The organism is Empedobacter sp. UBA6305 (assembly GCF_002440405.1).
Classification (GTDB): domain Bacteria; phylum Bacteroidota; class Bacteroidia; order Flavobacteriales; family Weeksellaceae; genus Empedobacter; species Empedobacter falsenii_B.
The window spans coordinates 60,161-83,634 of the sequence record NZ_DJTP01000003.1; the positions used below are offsets into that span (position 1 = coordinate 60,161).

A 23,474-nucleotide genomic window follows, 5' to 3' on the forward strand; every position below is an offset into this window, starting at 1 on the left:
TTATGTCCAAAGAGAATTTGGATATTTTTGATCATTGATTAAATTGTGAATAGAATTTACTACAACTTCTCTATCTTCTGGATAAGTCATTCCGAACCAATTGTCATCCGATTTTTCTACAATCACTTCCAATTGATCTTCTTTGATCATATCATTTACAACTTTCGGCAAGAAAAATTCTGCTTTCAATTGAGAAGCATTTTCGTGAAGAAATTCCTCAAATTTATCTTCTAATTTTCTGAAAATAGAAGGATGTAAAACAAAGAAATTCATCGATACAGCCGTATCTCCATCTAATGGTAAAACGTTATCATCTTCTTCGAAAACAATTTCTCCATTTTCGTTAGAATAGATATTTGTACGTTCTACAACATTCTCCAAATGACCGTTAGTTACAGTACATACTCCGCGAGAAACAGAACCATTTTCGCTAATCGTATTGGCCAATTTGTACGCAACCATACCATAAGTATTTGCAGTGATTTTTTCGTTTTGAACCAATTCACTTGCTTTTTCAAATGCTTTACGACCATAAAAATCATCTGCATTAATTACAATAAATGGATTGTTTAAATGATTTTTTGTAATCATTAACGCATGTCCAGTTCCCCAAGGTTTTTCACGTTTTTCTATTGTATCATAAATTCCTCTCGGAACAGATGTATACGTCGTTTGAAGAACAAATTCTACTTTACCTCCATTTTTTTCAATTAAATTTTGAAAATATTTTTTAGTTTCTGCATTAAATTGTTCATTAATAATGAATACAAAATGTTTTATTCCGCAAGAAAAAGCATCGAAAATTGAATATTCCATCAACGTTTCTTTACTTGGTCCAATTGGATCAATTTGTTTTTGTCCTTTGTAGCGGCTTCCCATTCCACCTGCTAAAATGACTAATGATAAGGTTTTAGAATCCATAATCTTCTGTACCAAAAACTGGTTTTCTTGTTTTATATTTTCCTCTTGTAAAGTCTGGCATTTCTTGAGAAGTACCATTTCCTTCGATAGATTTTTCACTTAATGGTGTTACTGCATACCAAGTTGCTAAATCATATACATCGAATGGGAATTCTTTGTTTGCTTTAATACATTCGATAAAATCATTCATTAAGAAGAAATCCATTCCTCCGTGCCCAGCACCTTCTGCCTGAGTTTCGTATTTTTTCCAATATGGATGATCGTAAGTTTTTAAATGATCTTCTGAACTTGCCCATTTGTGAGAATGTTTCATTTCATCTTCGAAATAAATGAAACCTTGACTAAATCCTCCTGAACCGATATCTTGCCAAATACCATCAGTTCCTTGAATACGGAAACCTAAGTTATATGGACGCTGTAAAGATGTATCGTGCGTTAATAAGATTGTTTCTCCGTTTTCACATTTTAACATTGTTTGAAGGATATCTCCTTGTTTGAATTTAACTTTTGCATTTGGATGATCTACACCTCCATTCTTCACGATATAATCAGTTAAACCAGCTTGTTGAGAAGCCATAGAAGTTAAATGTGTAATTCTATTTCCACGGTTAACATCCATCATTGTACCGATTGGTCCTAAACCATGCGTTGGATATAATTCTGCATTACGTTTTACATAATGATTTGTACGCCAAGCAGCTTCAGAGAAACCTTTGTCTCCAAATTCAACTCCACCACCATAAGGTTGTTTACCATCATTAAATAATACATTTCTTAAATCGTGTTGGTAACCACCTTGTCCATGAACAATTTGACCAAACATTCCTTTACGAACCATATTCATTACAGCCATAACATCGCGACGGTAACAAACATTCTCCATCATGAATACAGGAACTTTCGTTTTTTCGTATGTATCTACGTAATCCCAACATTCTTGTAAATTCATCGCTCCACACACTTCTAAACCTACAATTTTACCCGCATTCATTGCTGCAATTGTTTGCTCAGCGTGAAATTCCCATGGCGTAGCTATAATTACAGCATGCATTTCTTTATTCTTATATAATTTTTTATATCCATCTAAACCTTTAAAATACTCTACAGGTTTTTTATTATGTTTTGCAAAAATTTTGTTTGAACGATCAATCATTCGTTGATCTGGTTCAGCGATCCCAACAACTTCTACATCATTTCTTTTTAATAACTCATCTAAATGTACCTGCCCTCTCATTCCACAGCCAACAATTCCTACTTTCACCTTATCAATTTTTGATGAAAAATCAAATAATGAATCTGGTGATACTAATGCTACCGTAGATGCTGCAGCAGTCGATTTAATAAAATTTCTTCTGTCCATAGTTGTATTTAATTGTTTGCTTTATTTTTTAAAATGCAAAATATGAAAAATAATCAATAAAACTTTCTGCTTATAAGTAAAATTAGTAGGTTTTAGGCGAATCCTTAGGAAATACTATAATAAATTCTGTCGTAGTAACATTTTCGTTTTTAGATTTAATTACAGATAATTTTTCATTTAAATCTTCACTTTCTAGAATTTCAATTACGGCGATTTTGAGCTCAGGTCGAAAATATTTCAAATACCAATAAATTCCGCCATAATTTTTAGAATGATAATCACCATTGTAATGAATGAATAGATTATTTTTCTTCAAATTATTCAAAATTGATTCTGCCATTGTTGCATCCTTTGTAGCTTGTGCTGCAACAAACTGTTTTGCCTTCACTCCAGCATGATCTCCCATCATTTTAATCATCTCAGGATAACCAGGTGCATCATAATCTATGGTAATAGGAAGTTTCGCAATAAAGGCTTTCTCATTATTTGGAACTGTATCCAAAGCTTCAAGTCCATTCTTAGCGACATACGAAGCATATTTGCGCGTTACATTAGTTGCTACAAAATCTAAATTCTTTTCTTTCGCAAAATCAACAAGCGGTTTGTAATCTGTTTTGTAATTATTCCAAAGCTTTGTACTCTTTTGAAACTCATCATCCGTCGTTTTGCTTTTCAAATAATTCGTTAAATCATTTTGTTGATGACGCTCGAACATTTCTGCTCCAAGAATCAGTTGTTTTCCTTTTATCTTATACAATTCTTTTGTCGTTTGCAATTGCAACCAATGATTTACCGCATTATTATGATGTTCACCAAATAAAACAACATCATATTTTGCTAATTCTTTAATCATTTTATCAAAATCAACTTTCTTTTCTTGTTGATTATAAATTTGATAAGTTTTTCCGTTTTGCGCTTTAGCCTGAATTGTTAGTACAATTAATAAGGTATAAAGTATCGTTCTCATGTTATTTAAATTAATTCTAAATTGTAACAAATTAACAAAAAACTCTACATATAAAGAAAACAAATTCAACTACTATGAATAAAGTTCTTGAAATTAATCAACTTACTAAAAAATTTGGCAGTTTTACAGCGGTCAACAATGTCACTTTTTCGGTAGAAAAAGGAAACGTTTATGGATTACTTGGTCCAAACGGAAGTGGAAAATCGACAACATTAGGAATGATTCTTAATGTAATCAATCCTACAGCGGGTTCGTGGAAATGGTTTGATCAAGAACCAGATAACGATTCATTAAAAAAAATTGGTGCAATTATCGAAAGCCCAAAATTCTATCCTTATTTATCAGCAGAAAAAAATCTTGAAATTGTTGCTGATATTAAAGAAGTTAATTATGGAAAAATTGACGAAAAACTTGAATTAGTTGGATTACTTTCTCGTAAAAAAGATAAATTTCAACAATATTCGTTGGGAATGAAACAACGTTTGGCAATTGCGGCTGCGTTATTAAATGATCCTGAAGTGCTGATTTTAGACGAACCTACTAATGGTTTAGATCCACAAGGAATTATTCAGATTCGTGAATTGATTATTAAAATTGCTCAACAAGGAACTACAATTATTCTAGCAAGTCATTTATTAGACGAAGTCGAAAAAGTATGTTCGCATGTAGTGGTTCTGAATCAAGGAAAAATGCTTTATGCGGGTTCTGTAGATCAAATGAATTCAAGTTTTGGAAGTATAGAAGTTGCTGCGCAAAATATGGAAAGTTTGGAATATACACTAAAAACGTTCTCATTCGTTTCAAAAGTTACCAAAGAAAACAACAAACTTTTTGCTGTTTTATCAGAAGAGAAAGATCCAGCAGAAATTAACAAAATGCTTTATGAACAAGGAATTATCGTGAATCATTTAGTAAAACGTAAAGAATCTTTAGAACAACAATTTTTCCAACTAATCCAAAAACAGAACTAACATGAAAAGATTATTTAGCATAGAATGGAATAAATTATTCTACAATAAAGGAACGCGAATTTTCATCATTTTATATTTTGTGATGATTCTGTTAATGGGAATTACGTTACCGAATTTCAAACCAAATATGAATGAAATTGAAGTTGATTTAATCAAATTGGGAGCATTAGAGTTTCCTATAATTTGGCATAATATTACGTGGTTAATTGGTTTTGGAAAATTCTTTTTAGCTATTATTGTTATTAATAATATTACAAACGAATACTCTTTCGGAACTTTCAAGCAAAATACAATTGATGGTTTATCTAAAACTGAATTTTTAAACACAAAAGTTTTGATGAACGTTGTGATAACTTTGATTTCTACACTTTTAGTTGGCGTTTTAGTTTTTGCATTAGGTTCTATTTTTAGCGAAAAGTTTGATTTTGTAAACGGAATCGAATTCTTAGGAGGATATTTCGTCGAAATCTTCGCTTATATTGTATTCGCCATGTTTTTATCATTCCTATTAAAGAAAAGTGCTTTTGCGATTTTATCTTTAATTGTTTTGAATATTATAGAATCTGTTGCTAAAGTTGTTGAATTTTTAGTTCGTTTTGGTAAAAATCCTCCAAAAAATCCTAATGAAATTAAAATCTTAACTAATTATTTACCACTTAACTCGAACGGAAAAATAATTGATTATCCTTCTGTAGATATACAAAAAGCAATTATGGAAGGAAAATTATTTGTTGCGGATCATGTACAATGGGAATATTTTGCTGCAAATGTTTTCTACATCATTTTATTTCTTGGTTTATCCTTATTAATTATCAAAAAAAGAGATTTATAAATTATAAATATTTCATAAAAACAAGAAAACCTCCAAATTTGGAGGTTTTCTTGTTCAAAGCAATTTACAATATCACTTGTTTGTTTATCTTTGCAACTATGCAAATGACAAATTTCGAAGAGCTAAAAGCTCTGTTAAAATCAACCCCAAAGAAAATTGCAATTATACCGCACAAAAATCCTGATGGAGATGCGATAGGTTCTACATTGGCGATGTTTCATTATTTGAATAAATTGGGACATACGTGTAACATTGTTTCACCAAACGATTTTCCGAAGTTCCTAAAATGGATGCCTTCAGCAAAAGATATTGTAATTGCAGATTACCGACCAAAAGTTTCTGAAGCAATTATACATCAAGCTGAGTTGATTTTTATCTTAGATTTCAATACTGTAAAACGAATTGATGACTTAGGAAACTGGGTTGAACGTTCGAAAGCTCCAAAAATATTAATCGATCATCACCGCGAACCAGATACATTTGATTTTATGTATTCGGATATCGAAATGCCTGCGACTTGTCAAATGGTTTATAATTTTATCGAAGCGATGAATGATTTAGATAAAATTGATAAAGGCATTGCTGAATGTATTTATACTGGAATAATGACGGATACAGGCGGATTCCGTTTTCGTAATACATCGGCAGATACGCATAGAATTGTAGCAGAGTTAATTGATAAAGGTGTAGAAGTAGATAAAGTTACTTCTTATGTAAACGATTCACAAACACAAGGACGATTAAAGTTATTATCATTAACTCTAAATAATCTAACTTTTTTACCAGAATATCGAACAGCTTTCATGTTTTTAAAACGTGAAGATTTACTAGCAAATGGTTTTCAAAAAGGAGATACAGAAGGTTTTGTAAATTATGGTTTGAGTGTAGAAAATTTTATCTTTTCTGTAATTTTTATTGAAGACACACATCATAATTTCATTAAAATTTCGTTACGTTCGAAAGGTGATTTTGATGTGAATGAATTCTCTCGCAAACATTTCAATGGCGGCGGTCATATGAATGCTTCTGGAGGTCGTTCGGATATGAATATGGAAGAAACAATTGCTTATTTCCAATCCCTTTTACCAGAATATCAAGAAAAATTAGCTAGTATCGTTATCTAATGAAAAAAGTTATTTTATTCACTTTCGCTGTTTTTGCGTTAATGAGTTGTGATCAAAAAGTCATACAATATCCCGTTTCATATTCCAATGACGATTTTATGAAACGTTCGCAAGAACGTGGAAAATTATTGCATCAAGAAGAATTACAATGGTTTGATGATTATATGAAAACATCTGACCTAAAATTTGTTAAAACGAGTTCGGGCTTTTGGATTTCAAATAGTGGTCAACGAACAGCTTCTACAGCAAATAATGGAGACTACATCGAATTTGAATATCAAGTAACTGATCTCGAAAACAATATTTTATATTCGTTTAACGATAATAAAGTTCAGAAAATAATTTTAGGAAAAGCTGATATTGTGAGAGGTTTACAAGCTGGTTTGCAATTAATTCCTGAAGGTGAAACTGCTAAATTATTATTACCTTCGTTTTTAGCTTATGGAGGTTATGGTGATACACAAAAAATTGCTCCAGACTCGCCTATTATTATGGATGTAAAAGTTTTAAAAATAAAAAAACACTAATAAACACAAAGACTGTAAAGTTAAAATGAGAAAAATATTATTAATCTTAACTGTCATCACTACTCTTGTTAGTTGTGGCGTTAAAATTCCAAAATCGATGAGTAAAGAAGAATTTAAAAGTTTAGAAGACGGATTGTATGCAAAAATGACAACAAATCATGGTGCAATGACAATCAAATTATACGAAGAAGAAGCTCCAATGACTGTTGCTAACTTTGTAGGATTAGCAGAAGGTACAAAAGAAAATAAAGCAAAAGCAAAAGGAATTCCTTTTTATGATGGAATCATTTTTCACCGTGTAATCAAAGATTTCATGATTCAAGGTGGTGATCCAGACGGAAGAGGTACAGGTGGACCTGGTTACGATTTCGAAGATGAGTTTCATGCAACATTAAAACACGATAAAAAAGGTGTTTTATCTATGGCAAATTCAGGACCAGCAACAAACGGGTCTCAATTCTTCATTACAGAGGTTCCAACTCCATGGTTAGACGGTAAACACACTGTTTTTGGACAAGTTGTAGAAGGTTTAGAAGTTGTAGATTCTATTGCTAATGTAGAAAAAACAAGAGATGACAAACCAGTTGTTCCAGTTGTGATTGAGAAAGTAGAAATCGCTCGTAAAGGTGATAAATATGCCAAATATAACGGTGGAGAAGCTTTTGAAACTGCAAAAGCAAATCATGCAAAAAAACAAGCTGAAGCTGAAGCGAAAGCAAAAGCTGAAAAAGATGCTGAAATTGCTCGTCAAAAAGAATTAGAGGCTAAAGCGCAAACTACTCCTTCTGGATTAAAATATGTAATTTTAGAAGAAGGAAACGGAGCAAAACCTGTACAAGGAGATCCAATTCAAGTACATTATACTTTACGTTTAAATGATGGTGAAAAATTAGATTCATCTTACGATCGCAATCAACCACTAGACGCAACAGTTGGTGTTACAGGATTAATCCAAGGTTGGATGGAAGCATTAACAATGTTCAACAGAGGTTCTAAAGTTTTCTTAATTATCCCTGCCGAATTAGGTTACGGATCAAGAGGTGCTGGAGGTGTTGTACCACCAAATGCAACTTTATATTTTGATATGGAAGTTTTAGATAAATAATTTATCTATTCAAAATAAGTAGAAAAGCCACTCAAATTGAGTGGCTTTCTTTTTTGCCTACATTTTTGAAATTACTATTTTTACTGCTTATCAAAACTCACATGAAAAATTTAACATCTCTAATTTTACTCTTTATCGGTTTACAAATAGTAAATGCACGAGAAATAGTAAACTTCAACTCTAATTGGAGCTTTAAAAAAGGGCCATTTACCACTGCAGAAATTAATTACAATTCTATCTTCAAAGGCGATTGGCAATTGGTTCAAGTTCCACATACATGGAATGCAACTGATATGCAAACGAACCAAGTTACACCTGGTTTTTATAGTACAAACGAGCGTTTTTATGTGGGTGATTCGTATTACAGAAAATCTTTTACGCCAAAAACAAACTGGAAAGGTAAACGAATCTTTATCAAATTTGAAGGTGTTGGAGCAAATGCAGAAGTTTACATGAATAATTCTCCTTTAAAATCAACTCAAAATAAGAACAAAGTAAGCTATCAAAGTGATGTAAACAACGGAAATTATAATTTTGTAGGTCGTCATCAAGGTGGATATTCTGCTTTTGTTTTGGAATTGACAGGAATGTTAAAATTTGATCAAGAAAATGAAATTTTGGTTAAAGCTAATAACGAAGAAAATCCAGCAATTATTCCTGTTAATCATGTTTTATTCCTGTTTATGGCGGAATTTATCGTCCTGTTTCGTTAATTGTTACTGATCCTATCAATATTGCTGTAAATGATTTTGCTTCGGCTGGAATTTTTATTTCTCAGAAAAATGTTAGTAAAAAATCGGCTGATATTCATCTTAAAGTCAAAGTTGATAATAAATCAGCTCAAACAAATAACATCGAAATTTTCACTTCGATCATCGATCATAACAATAAAACTGTAAAGTCTATCAGCACTCCTTACACTCTATCACCACAAGGAAGACAAGAAATTATTCAAGATATTAAGGTTAATAATCCACATTTATGGAATGGATTAGAAGATCCATATTTAAATAAAGTAGTGACACAAATCAAACAAAATAATCAAGTTTTAGATGAAGTAACACAACCTTTGGGTATTCGTAAATTTGAACTAAAAGCGAACGAAGGTTTCTTCTTAAACGACAAAAAATATCCGCTTTATGGCGTGACAAGACATCAAGATCGCTGGGGAAAAGGTTCGGCTTTATCAAATGAAGATCACGATGAAGATTTAGCAATTATAAAAGAAATTGGTGCAACCTCTATTCGATTAGCTCATTACCAACAATCTGATTATTTTTACTCGAAATGTGATAGTCTAGGATTGATTGTTTGGGCAGAAATTCCGTTTGTGAATCAGGTTACAACCTTGGAAGAAAATAATGCAATGCAACAATTAAAAGAGTTGATTCGTCAAAATTACAATCATCCATCTATTTACACTTGGGGATTACACAATGAAGTTTATTCGCCAAATAATTACACCATCGAATTGACAACAAAGCTAAATGACTTAGCTAAAACAGAAGATTCTGATCGTTATACAGTACAAGTAAGTGGTTATAATGTGGTCGATCATCCAGTTAATAATAATGCGGATATACAAGGAATTAATCATTATTTTGGATGGTACAATGGCGAAGTAGAAAATTTGACAGACAAAGAAGATGTTGAAACTTGGGCGAATGAAATTTCGAAAAAATTCAAAGATTACAAAATCATTTTCTCTGAATATGGCGCAGAAGCAAAACCTGAAGATCAAGTTGAAGTTGCTGGGAACTATGGAAATCAATGGAGTGATCCTGCATTTTTTCCAGAAGAATTTGCAACTAAATTTCATATTGTTCATTGGGCAACAATAGAAAAACATCCAATATTTTTGGGATCTTATGTTTGGAATACTTTCGATTTTGCAACGCCTATTACACGATTAAATGTTAATCCAAGAAATTTCAAAGGTTTGGTTTCGTTTGATCGAAAAATTAAAAAAGATCCTTTTTATTGGTATAAAGCAAATTGGAGCAAAGAACCTGTTGTTTATTTAACGCAACGTAGAATGGTAAATAGAGGAAATGAATTTACAACTGTTACAATCTTCTCTAATCAAGGAACGCCAACGTTAACTGTAAATGGTAAAAAGATTGAAAATGTAAAAAATGGCTATAATAAGATTCATTTCGTTGCTGAAAATGTTCAATTGCAAAAAGGTGAAAACATAATCATTGCAGAAACTAATCTTAATGGAAAAACCATTTCAGATAAGATTATTTGGAACTATGATTCAAAATATAAAACTTCTCAAAAAGAAGCCACTACGAAAGATATTCATGTTGGACTTTAGTGAGAAATAATATCATTAAAAAAGGCTTAAAAATTAATTTTTAAGCCTTTTTTAATTGTAGTTTACTACTTATTTTTCAAAATCTCGTGAAAAACGGTTTGAGCTGAGAAAATTCGGTTCGTTGCTTCATCAATTACGATAGAACGATCAGAATCTAAAACTTCATCAGATACTACTACATTGCGACGAACTGGTAAACAATGCATAAATTTTCCGTTATTTGTCAAATTCATTTTATCCATTGTCACTTCCCAATCCTTATCACCATCATTCGGTTGACCATAATTTTCATAAGAAGACCAGTTTTTTGCATAGACAAAATCAGCATCTTTCAACGCTTCATCTTGATCATAAGCAATCGTTGCTCCATCAGTAAATTTTGGATCTAGCTCCAAACCTTTTGGTTGTACAACTGTAAAATCTACCCAATCTACTTTAGAAAACCATTGCGCAAAAGAATTCGGAACAGCTTGTGGCAAACGACGTGGATGCGGCGCCCAAGTCATCACAACTTTCACTTTCTTTTCAGGTTTTGTCCCAGGCGTATAACCCGTTTTTTCTGCAATTGTAATTAAATCAGCAAAAGATTGTAATGGATGTAATGTTGCACTTTCCAAAGACACAACAGGAACAGAAGATAATTCTTTTACTTTATTGAACATGATTTCGTTATAATCTTCATCACGATCTACTAATTTCGGAAAAGTACGAACGCCTAAAACATCACAATACGCACTCATTACCTGAATTGCTTCTTTGATATGTTCTTGCGAATCTCCGTTCATCACAGCACCATCAGCCATTTCCAATGTCCAAGAATCTGCTCCAGCATTCAAAACCCAAGCATTTGCTCCAAGATTATAAGCCGCTTTAATAGAACTTAGACGTGTACGTAAACTTGGATTAAAAAAAATTAAACCAACTGTTTTATTTTTACCAACTTCTTGTTGAGCAAAAGGATTTGCTTTAATTTCTAAGGCTGTTTTTAGTAATTCGTCGATGTTTTCTACATCATAAACCGAAGTAAATTGTTTCATAATTGAGAAGAATCTTTTGTTTTATTTGTTCTGCAAAATTAGTGGAAACAATCGAGGTTTAAAGAATTATTTTTGCTAATTTTCACTTAAAACAACGTCAATTCATCTTGTGGACCACGAATATCTAAATCTAAATCATTGTTTAATTTCTTAATAAAATATTTGGCTAACATTGGCGATTCTAACTCTAAATTTTGATGAATAAAGAAATACAATTTCTGCAAACCTTCTGCTTTCCAAAGTTTAATTGTTTCAATCCATTCATCCAAACGCTCGTAATCAGATGGAATATTTGCTCCAACAAAACGCACAAAAGCTTCATTCGAAGTCAATCGCATATGCACCATATCTCTCCTACCCGCTGTATCAACAATAATATTTGAAATGTTATGCTTTTCTAATAACGAAACCAATCGATTAAAATTTTCTTCGTTCGAAAACCAATCTTCATGACGAAGTTCTACAGCTAACGGATAACCTTTCGGAAAATTTTGAATGAAATTTTCTAATTTTTCAAAATCTTTTGGAGCAAAATTTTCGTGCATTTGTAAGAAAATCATTCCTAATTTTTCTTCAAATAACGCAACTGCATCCAAATATTGATTCAATTTATCTGTCACATTTTGCAATCGTCCATAATGACTAATACTTTGTGGAATTTTCGGGAAAAATTTAAAATCTTTTGGAGTTTTATTTACCCAAGTTTCGACATTTTCTTTACTTGGCGAACGATAATATGTCGCATTTAACTCGATACTATTAAATTGCGTTGAATAATAACTCAATTCATCTTTTGTTTTAGGCGGATAAAAATTCTTCAAATCTTGCTTATTCCATTTTGCACAGCCTACATATACTTCGAAATTATCTGATTTATCAACTTTATTCAACAAATCAATCGTTTCTTTTGGCGTTTTTGGCAATGTAAAATCAACCAATTCTGGGTTTTCTACTTTTCCGAATTTCATCTTTCTAAATTTGAACGAAAATTAAGCAATTATAAGCAGTTCTCATGATCTATTTTACGACAAAATGTCAGAAAAATTTCATTTGGAATATCTTTTGAAATTTACATTCCGTCTACAAATCTCATGATTTAGACTATTTACAAGAAAAACTAATTATTAAAAATAAAAAATACAATAACGATGAATAAAGGAAATATTAATGTTTCGGTAGAGAATATCTTTCCATTAATTAAGAAGTTTTTATACAGCGATCACGAAATCTTTTTGCGTGAGTTGATTTCGAATGCTTCTGACGCAACCCTGAAATTAAAGCATTTAACAAGTATTGGTGATGCAAAAGTAGAATACGGAAATCCAAAAATTGAAGTAAAAATCAATAAAGACGATAATACTTTACATATTATTGACCAAGGTTTGGGAATGACAGCTGATGAAGTTGAAAAATACATCAATCAAGTTGCTTTTTCTGGTGCAGAAGAATTTATTAATCAACACCAAGATGCAGACGGAATTATCGGACATTTTGGTTTAGGTTTTTATTCTGCATTTATGGTTGCGGATAAAGTAGAAATCATTACAAAATCATACAAAGACGAGCCAGCAGTTCATTGGACATGTGATGGTTCTCCTGAATTTACCTTAGAAAATTCGGATAAAACCGAGCGTGGAACTGAAATCGTTTTACACATTGCTGAAGATTCGAAAGAGTTTTTAGACGAATGGAAAATCCGTGAATTATTGAATAAATACAATAAATTCATGCCAATTCCGATCAAATTTGGAACGAAAAAAGAAACACTTCCTTTACCAGAAGGTGCTGCTGAAGATGCTAAACCAGAGGAAATCGAAGTTGATGATATTATCAATAATACAAATCCGGCTTGGACAAAAGCGCCATCAGAATTGTCTGACGAAGATTATCAAAATTTCTACAGAGAATTGTATCCAATGCAATTCGAAGAACCTTTATTCCATATTCACTTAAATGTTGATTATCCATTTAATTTGACTGGAATTTTATTCTTCCCAAAATTAGTAAACAACATCAATATTGATAAAGATCGTATTCAATTATACCAAAATCAAGTATTTGTAACAGACGAAGTGAAAGGAATTGTTCCTGATTTCTTGATGTTATTACGTGGTGTGATAGATTCTCCAGATATTCCATTGAATGTTTCGCGTTCGTACTTACAAGCTGATGGAGCTGTGAAGAAAATTTCGGCACATATTACGAAAAAAGTGGCGGATAAAATGTCTTCATTAATGAATCAAAATCGTGAAGATTACGAGCAAAAATGGAACGATATTAAAGTTGTAATTGAATATGGAATGATTTCGGAAGATAAATTCTTCGAAAAATCTGACAAATTTGCATTGTATCCAACAGTTGATGGTAAATATTTTACTTGGGATGAATTAAATACTGCGATTAAAGACAATCAAACCAACAAAGACGGAAAATTAGTAATTCTTTATGCGTCTGATGTTGATGGACAAGATCAATACATACAAATTGCGAAAGAAAAAGGTTACGAAGTAATTTTATTAGATTCTCCTATTTCTTCTCACTTGATTCAGAAGTTAGAATCTACAAAAGAAAATGTAACATTTGTTCGTGTTGATGCGGATCATATCAATAATTTGATTGAAAAAGATGAAGTTAAAATTTCCAAATTATCTGATGATGATAAAGAAAAATTGAAAACTGAAATCACAGAATCAATCAACAATAAATCATATACAATTCAATTAGAAGATTTATCTGGAACAGATGCACCTTTCATCATTACGCAATCAGAATTTATGCGTCGTATGAAAGATATGCAAGCTTCTGGCGGAGCTGGGATGTTTGGAATGGGTAATTTCCCTGAAATGTATAATGTTGTTGTGAATGCAAACTCGGATTTAGCAACAGAAATTTTAGCTAAAGATTCGAAAGAAGAAAAAGAAGCGTTGATTAATCAAGCATTAGATCTAGCAAAATTATCGCAAGGTTTGTTAAAAGGTAAAGAATTAACAAATTTTATCAATAGAAGTTTTAAGAACATTAAATAATCTCAGAACACTATATTTTAGTAATCTTAAACTTAAAATCCAGCACATAATGTGCTGGATTTTTTATTTCTAAATAGATTTATTGATGTGTTAAACTTTTAAAATTAATCTGAAATAATTTGCAAAACATGATTTTTGTCATTAATTTTACATCAAGGAATTAATAATTATTCGTTCAGGACTTCAAAATACTTTAGTTGTTTTGAAACAGAACATTAAAATTAATAGTTGTTTTTCCACAAAATAACGAAATTTTTAAGCCGACAGAGAATTTTCATAATAAGGTGAAAATTAATTCAAATCATTATCAAAAATTTCGGGAAGGATTTCAAGAAATTGAAATCCTTTTTTCCCTAGACGTTCTTTTTAAATCGATTTTGCTCATAGTTATTGCATAGGATTAATAGTCTCTCATATATGAGTACATTTCATTTATTATTTACAATAGATATTTGTTCTATTTATAAAAATTCTTTTTTATAATCATTTAAAAAGAACAAGTTACAATGGACTTATTCAGAAGAAAGAATTTGACATTGGGAAGGATTTCAAGAGATTGAAATCCTTTTTTTTTGCAATTATTATAACAAAAAAAGAGCGACAAACATGTCGCTCTTTTAATATATATCAGAATGTTATTATTCTTGTGATACAATTTTTGCAGATAAATACTCACGGTTCATACGTGCAATGTTATCTAAAGAAATTCCTTTTGGACATTCGATTTCACAAGCTCCTGTATTTGTACAGTTACCAAAACCTTCTAAATCCATTTGTGCAACCATTTTTTGAGCACGACGAGCAGCTTCTACTTGTCCTTGTGGTAACAATGCGAATTGAGAAACTTTAGCTCCTACGAATAACATTGCAGATCCATTTTTACAAGTTGCAACACAAGCTCCACAACCAATACATGTTGCAGCGTCGAACGCTTCATCTGCATGCATTTTGTTTACTGGAATATTGTTTGCATCTACTGTACGTCCTGATGTATTTACAGAGATGTAACCACCAGCTTGTTGGATACGGTCGAAAGATGAACGGTCTACAATTAAATCTTTGATTACTGGGAATGCAGCAGATCTCCATGGTTCGATGTAAATCGTTTCACCATCTTTGAACATACGCATATGTAATTGACAAGTTGTAACACCTCTATCTGGTCCGTGCGCTTCTCCATTGATGAATAAAGAACACATACCACAAATACCTTCACGACAGTCGTGGTCGAATGCAACTGGCTCTTTTCCTTCCTCTATTAATTGCTCGTTTAATAAATCAAGCATTTCTAAGAAAGAAGAATCAGTAGAAACATCTTTTAAGGAATATGTTTCCATTTTTCCTTGAGCATTAGCGTTTTTTTGACGCCAAATTTTCAGCGTGATGCTGATTGTTTTTGATGATGCCATAATTCTATATGATATTTTGACATTTTGCTTGAAGGTTTGTTATCAAGCAAAATGATTTTATTATTTATAACTACGAGTTTTAAGCTCGATATATTTGTAATTTAATTCCTCTTTGTGTAAAACCTCAGTGTTGATATCATCACCTTTATATTCCCAAGCGGCAACATAAGTATAATTTTCATCATCACGCATTGCTTCACCTTCTTCTGTTTGGTACTCCTCACGGAAGTGACCACCACAAGACTCATTACGGTTAAGAGCGTCAATTGCCATTAACTGTCCTAATTCTAAGAAGTCAGCTACACGTCCAGCTTTCTCTAACTCAGTGTTCATTTCGTTAGCATCACCAGGAACTTTTACATCACGGTAGAATTCTTCACGTAAAGCAGCAATTTCAGCAATCGCTTCTTTTAAACCTTGAGCATTACGAGCCATACCTACTTTGTTCCACATAATATTTCCTAAACGTTTGTGGAAACTATCTACAGTTTTAGTTCCTTTATTGCTTAAGAAATGTTGAATTTGGTCTTTAACAGCCTTTTCAGCTTCATCAAATTCTGGCGTATTTGTAGGAATTTTACCTGTACGAATATCTGCTGATAAATAATCTGCAATTGTATAAGGTAATACGAAATAACCATCTGCTAAACCTTGCATTAATGCAGAAGCTCCTAAACGGTTAGCTCCGTGATCAGAGAAGTTAGCTTCTCCTACTACGAAACATCCAGGAATTGTTGATTGTAAGTTGTAGTCAACCCAAACACCACCCATTGTGTAGTGAATTGCTGGATAGATACGCATTGGATTTTCGTATGGATTCTCATCTGTAATTTTCCAATACATTTGGAATAAGTTTCCATATTTCTCTTCAATCCATTTTTTACCTAATTTCTCGATTTCAGCATCTGATGGATTTTGATCTCCGTTTGCGAAAGCAACCTCACGACCTTTTTTCTTGATCTCATCTGTAAAATCTAAATAAACTCCTTCTCCAGTTTCATTTGCTTCAATACCATAACCAGCATCACAACGCTCTTTTGCAGCACGAGATGCAACGTCACGAGGAACTAAGTTACCAAATGCAGGATAACGTCTTTCTAAGTAGTAATCTCTGTCTTCTTCTTTGATATCAACTGCTTTTTTCTTACCAGCACGGATTGCTTCAGCATCTTCTTTCTTTTTAGGAACCCAGATACGACCAGAGTTACGTAAAGATTCAGACATTAAAGTCAATTTAGATTGATTTGTTCCGTGGATTGGAATACAAGTTGGGTGAATTTGTACATAACAAGGGTTAGCAAAATAAGCACCTTTTTTGTGAATTTTCCATGCTGAAGTTACGTTAGAACCCATTGCATTAGAAGATAAGAAATATACGTTTCCGTAACCACCAGTAGCAATAACTACTGCGTGAGCAGAATGTCTTTCGATTTCACCTGTAATTAAATTACGAGCGATAATACCACGAGCTTTACCATCTACAAGTACAATATCTAACATTTCGTGACGGTTGTACATTTGGATGTGCCCTAAGTGGATTTGCTGATTCATTGCTGAATAAGCTCCTAATAATAATTGTTGCCCTGTTTGACCTTTCGCATAGAAAGTACGAGATACTTGTACCCCACCAAAAGAACGATTATCTAATAACCCACCGTAATCACGTGCAAAAGGAACCCCTTGCATTACACATTGGTCGATAATATTACCAGAAACCTCCGCTAAACGATAAACGTTAGACTCACGAGCGCGGTAATCACCACCTTTGATTGTATCGTAAAATAAACGATAGATAGAGTCGTTATCTCCTTTATAATTTTTAGCAGCATTAATACCCCCTTGTGCAGCAATAGAGTGAGCACGACGAGGTGAATCTTGGTAACAGAAAGCTTTTACTTTATATCCTAACTCTGCTAAAGTAGCAGCTGCAGAACCACCAGCTAAACCAGTACCTACAACAATAACATCAATTTTATCACGGTTATTTGGAGCCACTAAGTTTAGGTGTGCTTTGTGTTCGCTCCATTGTTGTGCGATATCTCCTTCTGGAGATTTTGAATCTAATATACTCATTTCTTGATATTATTTAATTATTTAACAAAAAAATGGTAAACAGCGATGATAATGAAACCTGCTGGAATTAAAATTGAATACCATTTCCCGAAAGCAACAATTACTGGAGTGTATTTGTTGTGTCTTGCACCAATAGATTGGAATGCTGATGCAAATCCATGTTGTAAGTGTAATGATAAAAATACAAATGCAACAATGTAAATTACTAATCTTACAAAACTTAAAGCACCTTCTAATGTGAAAACGTGGTTTAAGTGATCCATAAAGTAATTTCCTTGAGCAAACTCAGGATTTGGAACAATGTAGTGATCAGTAATTGTAGGAACCCAAAAGTCATACAAGTGTAATAATAAGAAAATTAAAATTACAGATCCAGAAACTAACATGTTTCTTGACATCCAAGAAGCATTTGCAGCACCATTATACTTTTGGTAAGCAACTGGTCCACGCGCTTTCTTGTTTTGCGCTTCTAATACAAACCCCATTACAAAGTGGTATACAACACCAATTAATAAAATAGGCTGCATTAAATATTGGATAAAAGGGTTATCACTCATGAAAGCCGAAACTTCATTGAACCCATTCGGATTAATAACAGATAATGCATTAATCACGAAATGTTGTAACAAGAACACGATCAAAAATAACGCTGAAAGCGCCATCGCGAACTTCTTACCAATCGACGATTTTAGTAATGATTCATTTGCCATAAAGCAATTCGTTTAATTTTTTAGATATTTCCACAAATTTAATCATCCCATTGCTCTAATCACAATGAATTATATCATTTCGTTAACAGATTTCAATAGTTTAGAATCATTCTTAGTTAATTAAGACATTTTTAACAATTTTTCTAAATTTTTATTGCTTAATAAATAATTAATTTCTATACTTGCAGTAGAAAAGTAGAACAACTTTTCATAGGTTTAAGTTAGTTAGGTTAATCCTCTTATATTTCTATAAGAGGATTTTTTATTTTTTTAGTTGTAACATTATTCTTTTTTTTACTACAAATAAAGAGCAACAGAATAATAGTTTGAATAATAAAGCAAAAATATTTACCGAATTAGTCGAGAAAAATCAGGGAATTATCCATAAGGTTTGTCGTATTTACACAGACGACAAGGATTCTCATGACGATTTATTTCAGGAAATTGTATTGCAATTATGGCGTTCTTACGATTCCTTCAAGGGAGATTCAAAATTTAGTACGTGGATGTATCGTGTTAGCTTAAACACAGCAATTACATTAATCAGAAAAAAAACAAAATCCAGTGAAACTGATTTTAATGAAGCTCAATTTTTAAACTTAAAATCAGACGACAAAGACGAATTTTTAGAAGAGCGTATCACACTTTTATACGCGGCAATTAGATTATTAAACGACGTAGAACGTGCATTGGTACTGCTATTTTTGGAAGACTTACCTTACAAAGACATTGCCGAAACTTTAGGAATTTCGGAAGTAAATGCACGAGTAAAGATGAACAGAGTGAAGATAAAATTAAAAGAAATAATGTCTAAAATGGAACAATAATGGAGTTAGATGACTTAAAATCAATTTGGGGTTCCATAAAGGAAGAAGAAAAGTTTGATCAAAATCAAATTTTTCAAATGTTGAAGAAAAAATCATCAACAACAATAAAATGGTTATTTATATTCACTTTTTTCGAATTTATCCTTTTTCTTGTCTACAATTTATATGTTTTAATTTCAGGAAAAAATTTTTTTAATAACGAAGTCAAAACATTAGTCGAAGAAAAAACAATTAACAATTACGAGATCGCTTCGGTTTTTAGTATTGTGATTACGTTTGGATTTTTGGTGATGGCTTATCGTTATTTCAAAAAAATAGATCTTAATCAATCTGTGGTCGATTTGATGAAAAACATTATTTCATTTCGTCGATTGGTGAACTTGTTTATTCTTTTCACCGTTTTAAGTTTAATTGTTTCTTCTGCCCCATTCTATTACGAATTAGGCCAATCTATTTATTTGGCAAAACACGCTCATGATATACAGCCAATTGTGAATAATGCTGCTGTTTATGGTTGGATTGCAATAATAACTGCTGTTGCTTTTATTGTGATTATAGGAACGGTTTATTATGGGATTATTTATTTTTTATTTTTAAGAAAACTTCAACAAAACATGAAAGAGTTGAAAGAAATGAAATAAAATCTTATTTTTGTAAACTGAATGAAAAAATTTATCCAATATCTTATGCTAACGATTTCACTGTTTATGACAGTGTATCAGTCTGCGCATATATTGGATCATGCTCTAAATAAAGAGCACAAAGAGCTGAAAGACAAATTCTCTAACGTACACGATCATAGCTGTACAATTTGCCATTTCAATCAACATTTTATAGAAAATGATTCAGAAATTGAGTTATTTGAATGGTCACAATCATTTATCCAAAAAGATAAAACACTTTACACAACTCGTGTAAAACAAGCTGTATTACTTACTCAAAAAAGTCTTCGAGCACCGCCCTACGCAATTTAATTTCAGAAAAAACCACCTTATTTTTTTAACGTTATTAAATTATTGTATTTATGTCAATCAACATAAAATGTAGTATTGCGGCTACATTATTGTGCGGAACTGTGTTTGCACAAAACATTTTCGAAGGTCAAATTATAGATAAAAATCAAAAACCAATTCCTTTCGCAACTGTATACTTCAACAACGAAGAATATCACACAAATGCCGAAGGAAAATTTAGAATTGAGAATTTAAACAAAGGAAATTATCAAGTTCAAATTGATGAGCAAGGTTACGAACCTTTTTCTCAAAATATTACGTTTGATTCTCAACAAAAATTTGTTTTTACACTTACTTTTCACAAAGCATATAATTTAGATGAAGTTACTGTTTTAGGGCATCATCACGATTTTTCAACAGCTAATGTAGAGCGTGTCGATCAATCTTATATTCAAGAAAACTATGCAGGATCATTAGCCAAATCACTTGAAAATATTGCAGGTGTTAATGCTTCTGGAATTGGATCATCAGCTTCAAAACCAATTATTCGTGGACTTGGTTTCAATCGATTAATTGTTGCTGAAAATGGTGTAAAACAAGAAGGACAACAATGGGGAGCCGATCATGGTTTGGAGATTGATGCGCTAAATGTTGAAGATGTCGAAGTGATAAAAGGGCCTGCGGCTTTGGAGTACGGAAATGAAGCTATTGCTGGAGTTATCAAGATTAACAATAACAATTTACCAGCGAAACATTCACTTTCTGGAGAAGCAAAAACTTTATATCAATCAATAAATGATAATTACGGAATTGGATTTAATTTGAAATCTCGTAACGATCATTTTTTCTATAAAATAAAAGGTTCTTATTCTGATTATGCAGACTACAGAACGACTACCGATCGCATTTATTACCTGAATCGCTATTTACCAATTTACAATAAACGTGTAAAAAATACGGCTGGACAAGATTTGAATGCTGAAATACAAACAGGTTATATTGGTGAGAAATTTCGTTCAATTTTAACGGTTTCTAACGTTAATCAGAAAATCGGTTTCTTTCCTGGTTCACACGGAATTCCTTCTGTAGATAGACTTCAAGATGATGGAAATTATAGAAATATCGAATTTCCTTATCAAAAAGTGAATCATTTTAAAGTAATTTCCGAAAATGAATTTCGTTTAAATTCAAAAGACGTTTTAAAATTTTTAGCAAGTTATCAAAACAATCGTCGACAAGAAGTTAGTTCATTTCACACACATTATGCAAATCAACCAGTTCCAACAAAAAATCCTGATTTAGAATTAGATTTTAATTTATCAACGTATGATTCTCAATTAAAATTTGAACATAATCATAGCAAAAATTTCAAAACAATAATTGGCGCACAAGCGCAATTACAAGCCAATAATATTGCCGGTTACAATTATTTATTACCAAAATATGACCGAAATATTTTTAGCGGATTTTTGATTGAAGAATTCAAAAAAGGAAATCGTTGGAAAGTAACTGCTGGTTTACGTTACGATTATTCGACGTTCAAATCGGAAGGTTATTTTGATGAATTTCTTTACAATTATTTGATTGAAAAAGGTAATTCTGAAGGCATTGCAGATTATTATGCAAATCGTAGCAAATCAATCGATCGTAGTTTCAGTAATTTAAACGGAATGATTGGTGCAACTTTTCAACCAAATGATTTATGGGATTTCAACTTGAATGTTGGAACAAATTTCCGTTTACCAACCGCTATAGAATTGGGTTCTAACGGAATTCATCACGGTAGTTTTAGACATGAACGAGGTGACGAAAATCTTGATATAGAAAAAGGAATTGCTGTAGATTTCAAATCTGTTTTTCACAAAAATGATTGGAATATTTCGCTAAGTCCGTATTTATATTATTTCAGCAATTATATTTTCTTAAAACCTTCGGGACAATTTTCGATTCTTCCTCATGGTGGACAAATTTATCAATATACACAAAGCAAAGCTTTGTTGACTGGTTTTGAATTTGAAGTTCGTAAGAAAATCAACGAAAATTTTGATGCAAATCTTGTGTACGAATATTTATACAATCGACAAATTACGGAAAATAAAAAATTCGGAAATTATCTTCCTTTCACTCCTGCAAATAATTTATTTGGACAAATTAATTATAAAATCAATCAAAATATTGCATTTTTAGAAGGTTTGAGCTTTTTTGCAAATGGAAAATATACATTTGAGCAAGATAAAATTGCACAAAATGAAGATATCACTCCAAGTTATTTCTTGGTTGGAATTGGAGGAAAAACGAAACTTAAATTCAATAATTTTAGTGCAAATTTAAGTGTTCAGGTTTCTAATTTATTCAATAAAAACTATTACAATCACACCAGTTTTTATCGTGCATTGCAATTACCAGAACAAGCTCGAAACATACAAATTATGTTAGGAATTCCGTTCGGAAAATAGTTGATACATGAAAAAGAAACATCCTATTTTTGGACTTTTCTTTAGTATTATTCTTTTTTCGATTCCAACTTTTAATCAATTACATTTTTCTTTAATCGATCATTCACAAGATTTTTCGAATCAAAAGAAAGAAATTATTCATCATCAATGTAATCATTTCACCTATTACTCTGTCTTTATTGACACGCATGATGAACCAAAAATAGAATCAAAACCGAACGAAGAATTTTACAGTAAAGAAAGTTTTGAACAAGTAGAAAAAATTAAACATTCTACAATTGAATATCATTTTACACGAGGTCCGCCTCAGGATTTTGTTTATTAATAAATCAACCAAAATCTTAAAAAAATAATATTCAATTCAAAAAAAATAAAACAATGAAAAATTCAATTTTAAACTATTCATTTATAACATTATCAGCATTATTCATTACATCTTGTTCATCAGATGATTTTTCATTAGATACAACAAAACCTGAAATTAATTTGATTGCACCTAAAGACCACGATGAATTTCATTTAGGCGAAACCATCTCAATTGATGCTATTTTGAAAGACAATGTAGAATTGGGAACGGTAAAAATTGAAATTCATTCCGCAGAAGATGGTCATCAACACAGAACAGCAAATGTTAATTGGACGTATGATGCAGAAGAAGCTATTCCAGCAGGAAAAACTGAGCACACATTAAGTCATAAAGTAAATATTCCTACAGAAGGAATTACGGAAGGACATTATCACTTAGGATTATTCTTAATTGATCGCGCTGGAAATCAAACGCAATCTTTTATCGAAATCGTTGTAGGTGAAGATTACGACCATGATCACTAAAAAAAAATTTGAAAACGTCCGAAAT

General features: G+C 31.8%; 22 protein-coding genes. 14 read left to right on the top strand and 8 right to left on the bottom strand.

The features are described 5' to 3' along the window. The 3 genes from B3M86_RS00980 to B3M86_RS00990 form a co-directional block, all read right to left on the bottom strand. Positions 1-921, bottom strand: coding sequence for a nucleotidyltransferase family protein (locus B3M86_RS00980; protein ID WP_038331209.1), 921 nt, complete (start codon positions 919-921; stop codon positions 1-3). Beyond that, positions 911-2,281, bottom strand: a complete 1,371-nt coding sequence (locus B3M86_RS00985) for a Gfo/Idh/MocA family protein (protein ID WP_291076238.1) — start codon at positions 2,279-2,281, stop codon at positions 911-913. Before B3M86_RS00985 ends, B3M86_RS00980 begins: the two co-directional genes overlap by 11 nt. A gap of 82 nt (positions 2,282-2,363) precedes the next feature. Next, complete coding sequence (locus B3M86_RS00990; protein ID WP_221856264.1) at positions 2,364-3,248, bottom strand: ChaN family lipoprotein; 885 nt, start codon at positions 3,246-3,248, stop codon at positions 2,364-2,366. Between the two features lie 74 nt (positions 3,249-3,322). Here B3M86_RS00990 and B3M86_RS00995 point away from each other — a divergent pair, with 74 nt between their 5' ends. The 7 genes from B3M86_RS00995 to B3M86_RS01025 all read left to right on the top strand — a co-directional run bounded on the left by B3M86_RS00995 (position 3,323) and on the right by B3M86_RS01025 (position 10,127). After that, positions 3,323-4,219, top strand: coding sequence for an ABC transporter ATP-binding protein (locus B3M86_RS00995; RefSeq protein ID WP_221856261.1), 897 nt, complete (start codon positions 3,323-3,325; stop codon positions 4,217-4,219). A gap of 1 nt (position 4,220) precedes the next feature. Continuing rightward, on the top strand, positions 4,221-5,051 hold the full coding sequence (locus tag B3M86_RS01000; RefSeq protein WP_221856259.1) for an ABC transporter permease: 831 nt from the start codon (positions 4,221-4,223) through the stop codon (positions 5,049-5,051). 98 nt (positions 5,052-5,149) lie between these two features. Next, positions 5,150-6,175 (top strand): DHH family phosphoesterase, encoded by a 1,026-nt coding sequence (locus tag B3M86_RS01005; RefSeq protein WP_125349263.1) that lies wholly within the window; start codon positions 5,150-5,152, stop codon positions 6,173-6,175. Further along, positions 6,175-6,702 carry an FKBP-type peptidyl-prolyl cis-trans isomerase gene (locus tag B3M86_RS01010; protein ID WP_115000909.1) on the top strand — a complete coding sequence of 176 codons (528 nt, stop codon included), beginning with the start codon at positions 6,175-6,177 and terminating at the stop codon, positions 6,700-6,702. Before B3M86_RS01005 ends, B3M86_RS01010 begins: the two co-directional genes overlap by 1 nt. A gap of 25 nt (positions 6,703-6,727) precedes the next feature. After that, positions 6,728-7,807 (top strand): peptidylprolyl isomerase, encoded by a 1,080-nt coding sequence (locus tag B3M86_RS01015; RefSeq protein WP_291049136.1) that lies wholly within the window; start codon positions 6,728-6,730, stop codon positions 7,805-7,807. 101 nt (positions 7,808-7,908) lie between these two features. Continuing rightward, entirely contained in the window at positions 7,909-8,520 is a 612-nt protein-coding gene (locus B3M86_RS01020; RefSeq protein ID WP_286495215.1) for a sugar-binding domain-containing protein, read from the top strand. Positions 8,521-8,576: 56 nt separating this feature from the next. Beyond that, positions 8,577-10,127 (top strand): glycoside hydrolase family 2 protein, encoded by a 1,551-nt coding sequence (locus B3M86_RS01025; protein ID WP_291076259.1) that lies wholly within the window; start codon positions 8,577-8,579, stop codon positions 10,125-10,127. A gap of 65 nt (positions 10,128-10,192) precedes the next feature. Here B3M86_RS01025 and B3M86_RS01030 read toward each other — a convergent pair whose 3' ends face one another. Further along, positions 10,193-11,164 carry an N-acetylornithine carbamoyltransferase gene (locus B3M86_RS01030; RefSeq protein ID WP_280051133.1) on the bottom strand — a complete coding sequence of 324 codons (972 nt, stop codon included), beginning with the start codon at positions 11,162-11,164 and terminating at the stop codon, positions 10,193-10,195. 86 nt (positions 11,165-11,250) lie between these two features. Continuing rightward, positions 11,251-12,132, bottom strand: a complete 882-nt coding sequence (locus B3M86_RS01035; protein ID WP_291049127.1) for a DUF72 domain-containing protein — start codon at positions 12,130-12,132, stop codon at positions 11,251-11,253. Between the two features lie 180 nt (positions 12,133-12,312). Here B3M86_RS01035 and htpG point away from each other — a divergent pair, with 180 nt between their 5' ends. Continuing rightward, on the top strand, positions 12,313-14,190 hold the full coding sequence (gene htpG, locus B3M86_RS01040; protein ID WP_291076236.1) for a molecular chaperone HtpG: 1,878 nt from the start codon (positions 12,313-12,315) through the stop codon (positions 14,188-14,190). A 638-nt stretch (positions 14,191-14,828) separates the two neighbouring features. Here the strand turns inward: htpG and B3M86_RS01045 are convergent. The 3 genes from B3M86_RS01045 to B3M86_RS01055 are packed head-to-tail and all read right to left on the bottom strand — an operon-like array spanning position 14,829 to position 18,382. Then, on the bottom strand, positions 14,829-15,599 hold the full coding sequence (locus B3M86_RS01045; protein WP_038337216.1) for a succinate dehydrogenase/fumarate reductase iron-sulfur subunit: 771 nt from the start codon (positions 15,597-15,599) through the stop codon (positions 14,829-14,831). Positions 15,600-15,659: 60 nt separating this feature from the next. Continuing rightward, entirely contained in the window at positions 15,660-17,672 is a 2,013-nt protein-coding gene (locus B3M86_RS01050) for a fumarate reductase/succinate dehydrogenase flavoprotein subunit (protein WP_286495219.1), read from the bottom strand. A 17-nt stretch (positions 17,673-17,689) separates the two neighbouring features. Further along, on the bottom strand, positions 17,690-18,382 hold the full coding sequence (locus tag B3M86_RS01055; protein ID WP_286495220.1) for a succinate dehydrogenase cytochrome b subunit: 693 nt from the start codon (positions 18,380-18,382) through the stop codon (positions 17,690-17,692). A 326-nt stretch (positions 18,383-18,708) separates the two neighbouring features. Between B3M86_RS01055 and B3M86_RS01060 the strand changes: the two genes are divergently transcribed. The 6 genes from B3M86_RS01060 (at position 18,709) to B3M86_RS01085 (ending at position 23,449) form a co-directional block, all read left to right on the top strand. Further along, positions 18,709-19,209: an RNA polymerase sigma factor gene (locus B3M86_RS01060; RefSeq protein WP_038337221.1), complete on the top strand. Its 501-nt coding sequence runs from the start codon at positions 18,709-18,711 to the stop codon at positions 19,207-19,209. Then, entirely contained in the window at positions 19,209-19,850 is a 642-nt protein-coding gene (locus B3M86_RS01065) for a hypothetical protein (protein ID WP_219034492.1), read from the top strand. The genes B3M86_RS01060 and B3M86_RS01065 overlap by 1 nt, the downstream gene beginning before the upstream one ends. 66 nt (positions 19,851-19,916) lie before the next feature. After that, a complete protein-coding gene (locus B3M86_RS01070; protein ID WP_148098210.1) occupies positions 19,917-20,183 on the top strand; it encodes a hypothetical protein in 267 nt (88 codons plus the stop codon). A 50-nt stretch (positions 20,184-20,233) separates the two neighbouring features. Beyond that, positions 20,234-22,618: a TonB-dependent receptor gene (locus B3M86_RS01075; protein ID WP_221855587.1), complete on the top strand. Its 2,385-nt coding sequence runs from the start codon at positions 20,234-20,236 to the stop codon at positions 22,616-22,618. A gap of 7 nt (positions 22,619-22,625) precedes the next feature. After that, on the top strand, positions 22,626-22,943 hold the full coding sequence (locus B3M86_RS01080; protein ID WP_038337229.1) for a hypothetical protein: 318 nt from the start codon (positions 22,626-22,628) through the stop codon (positions 22,941-22,943). Positions 22,944-22,996: 53 nt separating this feature from the next. Next, positions 22,997-23,449, top strand: a complete 453-nt coding sequence (locus B3M86_RS01085) for a DUF4625 domain-containing protein (RefSeq protein WP_291049109.1) — start codon at positions 22,997-22,999, stop codon at positions 23,447-23,449. The last annotated feature ends 25 nt before the right edge of the window (positions 23,450-23,474 follow it).

Excerpts from the sequence above, each read along its gene's own strand:
- B3M86_RS00980 (WP_038331209.1), bottom strand. The coding sequence starts at position 921 with ATGGATTCTAAAACCTTATCATTAGTCATTTTAGCAGGTGGAATGGGA.
- B3M86_RS00985 (WP_291076238.1), bottom strand. The coding sequence starts at position 2,281 with ATGGACAGAAGAAATTTTATTAAATCGACTGCTGCAGCATCTACGGTA.
- B3M86_RS00990 (WP_221856264.1), bottom strand. The coding sequence starts at position 3,248 with ATGAGAACGATACTTTATACCTTATTAATTGTACTAACAATTCAGGCT.
- B3M86_RS00995 (WP_221856261.1), top strand. The coding sequence starts at position 3,323 with ATGAATAAAGTTCTTGAAATTAATCAACTTACTAAAAAATTTGGCAGT.
- B3M86_RS01000 (WP_221856259.1), top strand. The coding sequence starts at position 4,221 with ATGAAAAGATTATTTAGCATAGAATGGAATAAATTATTCTACAATAAA.
- B3M86_RS01005 (WP_125349263.1), top strand. The coding sequence starts at position 5,150 with ATGCAAATGACAAATTTCGAAGAGCTAAAAGCTCTGTTAAAATCAACC.
- B3M86_RS01010 (WP_115000909.1), top strand. The coding sequence starts at position 6,175 with ATGAAAAAAGTTATTTTATTCACTTTCGCTGTTTTTGCGTTAATGAGT.
- B3M86_RS01015 (WP_291049136.1), top strand. The coding sequence starts at position 6,728 with ATGAGAAAAATATTATTAATCTTAACTGTCATCACTACTCTTGTTAGT.
- B3M86_RS01020 (WP_286495215.1), top strand. The coding sequence starts at position 7,909 with ATGAAAAATTTAACATCTCTAATTTTACTCTTTATCGGTTTACAAATA.
- B3M86_RS01030 (WP_280051133.1), bottom strand. The coding sequence starts at position 11,164 with ATGAAACAATTTACTTCGGTTTATGATGTAGAAAACATCGACGAATTA.
- B3M86_RS01035 (WP_291049127.1), bottom strand. The coding sequence starts at position 12,132 with ATGAAATTCGGAAAAGTAGAAAACCCAGAATTGGTTGATTTTACATTG.
- htpG (WP_291076236.1), top strand. The coding sequence starts at position 12,313 with ATGAATAAAGGAAATATTAATGTTTCGGTAGAGAATATCTTTCCATTA.
- B3M86_RS01045 (WP_038337216.1), bottom strand. The coding sequence starts at position 15,599 with ATGGCATCATCAAAAACAATCAGCATCACGCTGAAAATTTGGCGTCAA.
- B3M86_RS01050 (WP_286495219.1), bottom strand. The coding sequence starts at position 17,672 with ATGAGTATATTAGATTCAAAATCTCCAGAAGGAGATATCGCACAACAA.
- B3M86_RS01055 (WP_286495220.1), bottom strand. The coding sequence starts at position 18,382 with ATGGCAAATGAATCATTACTAAAATCGTCGATTGGTAAGAAGTTCGCG.
- B3M86_RS01065 (WP_219034492.1), top strand. The coding sequence starts at position 19,209 with ATGGAGTTAGATGACTTAAAATCAATTTGGGGTTCCATAAAGGAAGAA.
- B3M86_RS01070 (WP_148098210.1), top strand. The coding sequence starts at position 19,917 with ATGACAGTGTATCAGTCTGCGCATATATTGGATCATGCTCTAAATAAA.
- B3M86_RS01075 (WP_221855587.1), top strand. The coding sequence starts at position 20,234 with ATGTCAATCAACATAAAATGTAGTATTGCGGCTACATTATTGTGCGGA.
- B3M86_RS01080 (WP_038337229.1), top strand. The coding sequence starts at position 22,626 with ATGAAAAAGAAACATCCTATTTTTGGACTTTTCTTTAGTATTATTCTT.
- B3M86_RS01085 (WP_291049109.1), top strand. The coding sequence starts at position 22,997 with ATGAAAAATTCAATTTTAAACTATTCATTTATAACATTATCAGCATTA.